General features: G+C 74.6%; 9 protein-coding genes. 5 read left to right on the top strand and 4 right to left on the bottom strand.

The window, feature by feature from the left end:
* On the top strand, positions 1 to 834 hold an 834-nt coding region (locus tag ABD323_RS23855), incomplete at its 5' end, for an SbcC/MukB-like Walker B domain-containing protein (protein WP_344443956.1).
* 51 nt (positions 835 to 885) lie between these two features.
* Here ABD323_RS23855 and ABD323_RS23850 read toward each other — a convergent pair.
* On the bottom strand, positions 886 to 1,089 hold the full coding sequence (locus ABD323_RS23850) for a hypothetical protein (protein ID WP_344443958.1): 204 nt from the start codon (positions 1,087 to 1,089) through the stop codon (positions 886 to 888).
* Positions 1,090 to 1,597: 508 nt separating this feature from the next.
* On the opposite strand from ABD323_RS23850, the gene ABD323_RS23845 reads away from it, so the two are divergent.
* The 4 genes from ABD323_RS23845 to ABD323_RS23830 all read left to right on the top strand — a co-directional run bounded on the left by ABD323_RS23845 (position 1,598) and on the right by ABD323_RS23830 (position 4,120).
* Complete coding sequence (locus ABD323_RS23845; RefSeq protein WP_344443955.1) at positions 1,598 to 1,981, top strand: hypothetical protein; 384 nt, start codon at positions 1,598 to 1,600, stop codon at positions 1,979 to 1,981.
* Positions 1,978 to 3,141, top strand: coding sequence for a hypothetical protein (locus tag ABD323_RS23840; RefSeq protein WP_344443954.1), 1,164 nt, complete (start codon positions 1,978 to 1,980; stop codon positions 3,139 to 3,141). The genes ABD323_RS23845 and ABD323_RS23840 overlap by 4 nt, the downstream gene beginning before the upstream one ends.
* Positions 3,142 to 3,238: 97 nt before the next feature.
* On the top strand, positions 3,239 to 3,664 hold the full coding sequence (locus ABD323_RS23835; protein WP_344443953.1) for a roadblock/LC7 domain-containing protein: 426 nt from the start codon (positions 3,239 to 3,241) through the stop codon (positions 3,662 to 3,664).
* A gap of 81 nt (positions 3,665 to 3,745) precedes the next feature.
* Complete coding sequence (locus ABD323_RS23830) at positions 3,746 to 4,120, top strand: hypothetical protein (protein ID WP_344443952.1); 375 nt, start codon at positions 3,746 to 3,748, stop codon at positions 4,118 to 4,120.
* Positions 4,121 to 4,235: 115 nt separating this feature from the next.
* On the opposite strand, the gene ABD323_RS23825 is transcribed toward ABD323_RS23830, so the two are convergent.
* The 3 genes from ABD323_RS23825 to ABD323_RS23815 all read right to left on the bottom strand — a co-directional run bounded on the left by ABD323_RS23825 (position 4,236) and on the right by ABD323_RS23815 (position 6,405).
* On the bottom strand, positions 4,236 to 4,658 hold the full coding sequence (locus tag ABD323_RS23825) for a YjbQ family protein (protein WP_344443951.1): 423 nt from the start codon (positions 4,656 to 4,658) through the stop codon (positions 4,236 to 4,238).
* Between the two features lie 197 nt (positions 4,659 to 4,855).
* Positions 4,856 to 5,122, bottom strand: a complete 267-nt coding sequence (locus ABD323_RS23820; protein ID WP_344443950.1) for a hypothetical protein — start codon at positions 5,120 to 5,122, stop codon at positions 4,856 to 4,858.
* Positions 5,123 to 5,448: 326 nt separating this feature from the next.
* Positions 5,449 to 6,405 carry a hypothetical protein gene (locus ABD323_RS23815; RefSeq protein ID WP_344443949.1) on the bottom strand — a complete coding sequence of 319 codons (957 nt, stop codon included), beginning with the start codon at positions 6,403 to 6,405 and terminating at the stop codon, positions 5,449 to 5,451.
* Positions 6,406 to 6,589 lie beyond the last annotated feature (184 nt).

The following is a 6,589-nucleotide window of genomic DNA, read 5'->3' as shown; positions in this document are numbered from 1 at the left end:
GGCGACCCCACGGAGCGGCGCCGGCCCCTGGAGGAGGGGGCCGCCGAGCCCCAGGCGTCCGCCGCCGTGCTGGCGGAGCCCGACCTGGTCACCGCGGCGGCCGCGGCCCCCGCCGATCCGGTCGGCGTGCAGGAGGCCCTGCGCGCGGCCACCGCCGACCTGCGGGCGGCCGCCGGCGCCGAGCACGCGGCCCGCGAGCGCTGCGCGGCACTGGCCGAACTGGGGGCCCAACTGGCCGCCGCGGCCCACGAGCTGGCACCACGGCTCGCCTCCTTCGGCAGGATCAGCCGGCTCGCCCAGCTCACCACCGGCACGAGTGCCGACAACCGGCTGCGGATGCGCCTGGAGTCGTACGTGCTGGCCGCCCGGCTGGAGCAGGTGGCGGCGGCGGCCAGCGACCGGCTGGTCCGGATGTCGGGCGGCCGCTACACCCTGGTGCACAGCGACGAGCGGTCCGCCGGCGGCAAGCGCTCCGGCCTGGCGCTGCTGGTCGTGGACGCCTGGACGGGCACCGAGCGGGACACCGCCACGCTCTCCGGCGGCGAGAGCTTCTTCGCCTCGCTCGCCCTCGCCCTGGGCCTGGCGGACGTGGTCACCGACGAGGCCGGGGGCATGCCGCTGGACACCCTCTTCATCGACGAGGGCTTCGGCACGCTCGACGAGCAGGCCCTGGAGGAGGTGATGGACGTGCTGGACGGGCTGCGCGAGCGGGACCGAGCGGTCGGCATCGTCAGCCACGTGGCGGATCTGCGGCAGCGGATCCCCGCCCAGTTGCTGGTCCGCAAGGGGCGGCACGGCTCGACCCTCCAGCTCACCGGTCCCGACGCCGGCTGAGCCACCCCGGGGAGGGGCGGCGGATCCGACGGCGGCCGCGCCCGGCGGCGGTCAGCCCGAGCAGGCGATGCGCTGCGCCTGCTGCCAGGCGCAGACCGGGCAGAGGGTGCTGCCCCGGTGGCCGGCCGGGTACTCGGTCGGCTCGCCGCAGAGCACGCAGTCCGCGCGCGGCCCCGCCTGCGCCCCGGCCGGAGCGAGTGCGCCCAGCGGGTCGGCGGCCGGTACGGCGCAGTAGGCGTTCGATTCATCCGTCACGGCATCCTCTCTACCCGCTCCGACCCGACCCGGGCAAGTGGCACCGACCTGGCCGAATCACGACGCCTCGCACTCCGCTCCCCCGCCACCACCAGCCCACCACCGGCCGGCACGCGGGGATGTCCCCAGCCCCGCCCTAGGGCGCGTCTTCAAAGTCGCGCCGGACCCGGCGGGACTTTGAAGACGCGCCCTAGCAAACCAGCACCCCGTCTGACGAACCGTCATCGCCGCGGTGCGCCCTGATTCAGCCAACCACCTTTTCCGGCCGACCGGTTCGGCCACCTGCGGGCCCTCGCCCCGACGCACCCCGATCGGCGCGCGATGACAGGTGCGGGCCCCCGGGACGATGGCGAAAAACGTTCGCTCAAATGACAAATATGCCTATGGCATTTTCATCGCACATCCCGCGCTCAGTAGCCTTCCGTGCCAGAAGCGCGACTCGACGTAGCGATCCGACTACGTTCCCATGTCGGCGGCCGGTTGGTGCCAACTCCCTGAAGGAGCCCGTGTGCCGGGTATCGACGATTGCCTGTCCAAGGCGATGAGCATCAGCGGTGCCCGGGGTGTGAGCCTCCTCGACTGGGGCAGCGGGCTCGCGCTGGGGACGGCCGGCGAGAGTCCGGCCACCGACCACGAGGCGACCGCCGCCGAGGCGACCGACCTGGTCCGGGCAGCGGCCGAGAGCCTCAGCTTCGCCGAGTCGACCGACCCACGGATGCCCCTGCAGGACATCATCCTCACCACGAACGGGAGTTACCACCTGATGCTGCTGGTCGGCACGGTCTTCGACAGCCGGCTGGTGCTGCACCTGTGGCTGGACCGCAACGAGGGCAACCTGGCGGCGGCCCGGTTCCGCCTGCAGGCCATCGCCGAGGAGCTGGTGCTCGGGTGACCGCCGGCGCACGCGGCCCGCTCGCCCCACCGCCCGCCACCTCGCTCGCCTCGCCCTTCGCACCCGCCTGGCAGCCACTGGGCGAGGCCGCCGAGCAGTGGGCCGACTCCCGCGCCACCGGGGCGCTGCACACCGCGACCGGCACGGTCTACCTGGAGCGCGGCGCGGTCGTCCACGCGGAGAGCCCACAGGCCCCCGGCCTGGCCCGACTGCTGACCACCTGCGGCCGGATCCCTCCCCAGAGCTGGCAGCAGACGGTGGAGCGCTTCGGCGCCGAACGCCGGGTGGGCCGGATGCTGGTGGAGCAGGGCTGGCTGACCCAGGGCGAGTTGGAACTCTGCCACCTCGGCGCGCTGTACGACGCGGCCTACTTCGCGCTCGGGACGCTCTCCCGGACGACCTCCTTCGAGCCGGGCGTGCGGCACTGGCTCGGCGCGGTGAACGCGGTCAGCCCGCGGCGGCTGCGGCGCGAGACGGTACGGCGCCGCGACCTGCTGGAGCGGATCTGGCCGTGGCCGCAGCTGGACACCGCGCCGGTGGTGCGCTGCGCCCGCCCGGCGCGCACCGGCCCGCGTCCCAGCCCGCGCCAGCGCGAGCTGCTGGACCACGCCGACGGGCGAAGAACTCCGGCCGACCTCGCCCGCCTGCTCGGCCGCTCCGCCTTCGCCACCACCGTGGAGGTCCGCCGGCTGGCCGCCTGCGGTGCGGTCGCCACCCCGTTCACCGCCCCGCTCGCCCCGCTCACCGACCGCCGCCCGGCCGACCACCGGCCCACGGACCTGCGACCCGCCGACCCCCGACTCACCCCGCAGTGGCCCACCGAGCACCGACGACCCATCGAGCAGCGTCCCACCGAGCAGCGTCCCACCGACCGTCCCGTCGACCGTCCCGTCGAGCGACCCGCGGCCGACGCCCCCCGCACCGCCCCGCGCGGCACGGGAGGACACCGCACCGCCGCCGGGCTGGAGCGCCGTACCCCCGGCGCCCTGGTGCCGGGCGGCGCGAGCCGGTCGCCGGGCGGCGCGGGCGGCGCGGCCGGTCGCGCCGCACCGCCCGCACCCCACCGCCCCGAACCGTCGGCGGCCAACCCGCTGACCGTCCACGACCCGGACATCGCCCTGCTGTACCGGGTCCGAACCGCACTGGAGGCCCGACTTTGATCCCCACTCCGCCCGCAGGTCCGCCCGCGGGCCCCGCACCGGCCCCGCGCGCCCGGCCATGAGGCGGGTGCTGAAGCAGCGCGCCGGAAGGAGGCAGATGGACGCCCTGGAGAACTCGTTGCTGGCCGAACTGCGCGCGCTGCGCCACCGGGTGCCGCACCTGGCCGGCGGTCTGGTGGCCAGCGTGGACGGTCTGCTGCTCGCGCACGACACCCACGACACCGAGCCCTCCGGCCTGGCCGCGCTCACCGCCGCGACCCTGGGGGTGGCGCAGCGGCTGGCCGACGCCACCGGGCAGGGCGAGTTCAGGGAGTCGCTGGTCCGCGGCGAGAACGGCTACGTGGCCACCTACGCGGCCGGACCGGTCTGCGTGCTCACCCTGCTGTCCCATCCGGACGTCAGCGTCGGCCGGCTGCACCTGGAGGCCCGGCGCTCGGCGGAACGGGTCGGCGGCCTGGTGACGGCCGGCCTGGGCCCGCCACCGGGCGGCCTCACCGGGGGCGACCGACCGCCCGGGCGCTGAGCCCACCCGGCCGGCCTCCCGCGGCCCGGCCCTCCCGACCGATCGACAGTTCCATTCACCGTCAACAACCTTGGAGAGATCATGACCGACGTCGACACCGCACTCCGGCAGGCCATGGGCGTCATCGAGGGCGCCATAGGAACCGCACTGGTGGACTACAACAGCGGTATGGCCCTGGGCACCGTGGACGGCGCCGGCGGCCTGGACCTGACGGTCGCCGCCGCCGGGAACACCGACGTGATGCGGGCCAAGATGCGCACCATGGAGATGCTCGGGCTCAACGACGGGATCGAGGACATCCTGATCACCCTGAGCAGCCAGTACCACCTGATCAGGCCGCTCACCAGCCGCACCGGCAAGGGCCTCTTCCTCTACCTCGCGCTCGACAAGCGCCGCGCCAACCTGGCCATGGCACGGCACCAGCTCGCGAAGATCGAGAACGAGCTGGAGGTCTGAGGCGGCGCCGGCGGCGCCGGCGGGGCCGGCACACCAGTCGGCCCCGCCGGTGGGCACACCAGTCGGCCCCGCCGGGTGGGCCCACCACCCCGTCGCCCACCCGTGGTCCCGCGCGTCAGCCCAGGAAGGAGAGCCGGACGGTCCGGTTCGGGTTGTCCTTGTTGGTGTCGATCAGCACCACCGACTGCCAGACACCCAGCGCCATCCGGCCCCCGATCACCGGCAGGGTGGCGTGCGGCGCCACCAGGCCCGGCAGCACGTGGTCACGCCCGTGGCCGGGGCTGCCGTGCCGGTGGCGCCAGCGGTCGTCGGCGGGCAGCAGGTCGCGCAGCACCGCGAGCAGGTCGTCGTCGCTGCCCGCCCCGGTCTCCAACACGGCCACGCCGGCGGTGGCGTGCGGCACGAAGACGTTCAGCAGCCCGTCGCGCCCCGCGGCCACCTCGTCCAGGAAGGCCGCGCAGCGAACGGTGAGGTCCAGGGCGACCTCACGGTCCCCGGTGGTGATCTCGAAGGTCTGGGAGTGGAAGGTGTCGGCCATGGACCCATCCTGCGCCGCCGGCGCGCGGCCGGACAACCGGCCGCGCCCGCCGGTGACCGTCTCCTCAGCGGATCCGGACGTGCCGAAGACCCGATGGGCAGGATCCCCCACCGGGTTCCGTCGTCCGTCACCGGGACCACCGACCCTGGCCGGTCCCGAAGGCGCTGAAGCCGTTGGCCCCTGAGAGCCGCCGGCTGCTAGCCCCGACTTCCGAAGAGACTGCGCTTGAGGCGCCTGAGCGGCGCCAGCAGCAGCACGCGCGCCGTCCGGCGCGGAGCCGCATGAGTGCTCACGCCACGCGGCGTCAGCTCCCTTATCAGACCCAACGCCTCCGCGGTGTCGACCACGGGGAGCGCGGGTGCGCCGAGCACGGCCAGGTGGCGTTCGATCCGACGACCGGACGCACCCACACCGCACTGCACAGCCGGCACACGGGGCCTGCTCCGCACTTGCATGTGTTCCATCAGATTCCCACCCCTACGAGGCGCCAGGGCCGTGAGGCGAAGACTATCCGTGAGAGACGGTCCTCACGCAACCGTCCTGGTGTTCTGCCACCGTATCGTGTGATGACAACTCGCGTGGCATCAGGGGACCGTGGCATCGGTCACGACTGCGCATCGATAGGGGCAAAACCGACCCAATCCACCGTCGCCGCGACGGAAGTCCGGACCTTCCTACAGGGCCACCGTGGCGGCCGGCACCGACCGGACGGAGCGCCACCTCCCCGGCGTGGACATGACGGCACGTCAACCGGCCCCGCCCGGCCGCCCACCCGCGTCCCGACGGGGCGTCAGACCGGCCGGATCCCGGACCCGGGGCCCGCCCCCGGACCAGCCGCTCCCGGACCGCCCGCCGGCGGACCGGCCACCAGGGTGCCGGCGACCGCGAGCGGCGGCGGCGGCGGGTCGAGCAGCGCCGAGAGCCCCGCGCCGGAGATCCCGAGCCCGAGCAGCGAGCAGAGCACCAGCACCACCAGCCAGGCCCCGGGCGAGGACCAGCGCACCTGGTCCGCGTAGCGCACCAGCCCGATCAGCCCGAAGAGGCCGGTGACCACCAGCGCGGCCATCCCGCCGCGCACCCGGCGCAGCTCGGACTCCCACCAGCTGAACAGCAGGGCGGCCCCGAAGGCCAGGCACCAGGCACCGAACGCCCGCACGTCCAGCTGTCCCACCGGCCACGGCCAGTGCCGCGCCGCGGGCGCCGGGGCCGCGTAGAGGAAGAGGCCGGTGGCCAGCAGGGCGGCCGCGTCGACGAGCATCGGGGCGCCCACCCACCACGGCAGCCGCGGCGGCCGGGGTGGGACCGGACCGCGCCGACGGGCCTGCGCGCCGAACGCCAGCAGTCCGACGGCGGGCGCGGCCAGGTGGACGGCGAGCCAGATCCAGGCGGCCAGGAAGGCGACCAGCGCACCGCCGCGCAGATGCGTCTCGCCCCGGTCCAGCAGGACGGCGCCGAGCATCAGCAGCATGAAGAGCGCGCTGGCGTACGCCGCCATCCTGACCCTGACCCAGTGGCCGGCCCGCAGGCAGAGGGCCAGCATCGCGCAGCTGCCGCCGTAGGCGGCGCCGAGCAGGCTCGCGGTCACCGGTGACATCCGCCAGGCGAAGAGGGCGTCGGTGTCGGAGCCGGCCAGGGTGAGGGTGAGGAAGACGTACCCGGCCGCGACCGCCAGCGGGCCCAGCAGGGCGATCCTCAACACCGGGCTGACCCCGCGCTCGGGCGGGGCGGGGGAAGGGGGCGCGGGCATGGGCGTTCCCGTGGGGTGTGAAGGAGGGAAGGAGCAGGCCGGCCGGACTGTTGTGAGACTGCGCGTCAATATAGGAGCCCCGCGGCGGGCGGGCAATGGTGCGCACCGGTCCTTCTGCGCGGTCGCGCGCACCCCCGGCGACCTGGGGACGAAATATTCAGTAACTGAATGCATGTGGGGGATT

Source organism: Kitasatospora nipponensis (assembly GCF_039528135.1).
Classification (GTDB): Bacteria; Actinomycetota; Actinomycetes; order Streptomycetales; family Streptomycetaceae; genus Kitasatospora; species Kitasatospora nipponensis.
The sequence above is the reverse complement of the archived record's forward strand: the minus strand, read 5'-3'. Positions and strand labels throughout refer to the sequence as shown.

What these genes read in the sequence shown, in the direction of transcription:
- ABD323_RS23820 (WP_344443950.1), bottom strand. Translation starts at nt 5,122, where the DNA reads ATGGAACACATGCAAGTGCGGAGCAGGCCCCGTGTGCCGGCTGTGCAG.
- ABD323_RS23825 (WP_344443951.1), bottom strand. Translation starts at nt 4,658, where the DNA reads ATGGCCGACACCTTCCACTCCCAGACCTTCGAGATCACCACCGGGGAC.
- ABD323_RS23835 (WP_344443953.1), top strand. Translation starts at nt 3,239, where the DNA reads ATGGACGCCCTGGAGAACTCGTTGCTGGCCGAACTGCGCGCGCTGCGC.
- ABD323_RS23815 (WP_344443949.1), bottom strand. Translation starts at nt 6,405, where the DNA reads ATGCCCGCGCCCCCTTCCCCCGCCCCGCCCGAGCGCGGGGTCAGCCCG.
- ABD323_RS23830 (WP_344443952.1), top strand. Translation starts at nt 3,746, where the DNA reads ATGACCGACGTCGACACCGCACTCCGGCAGGCCATGGGCGTCATCGAG.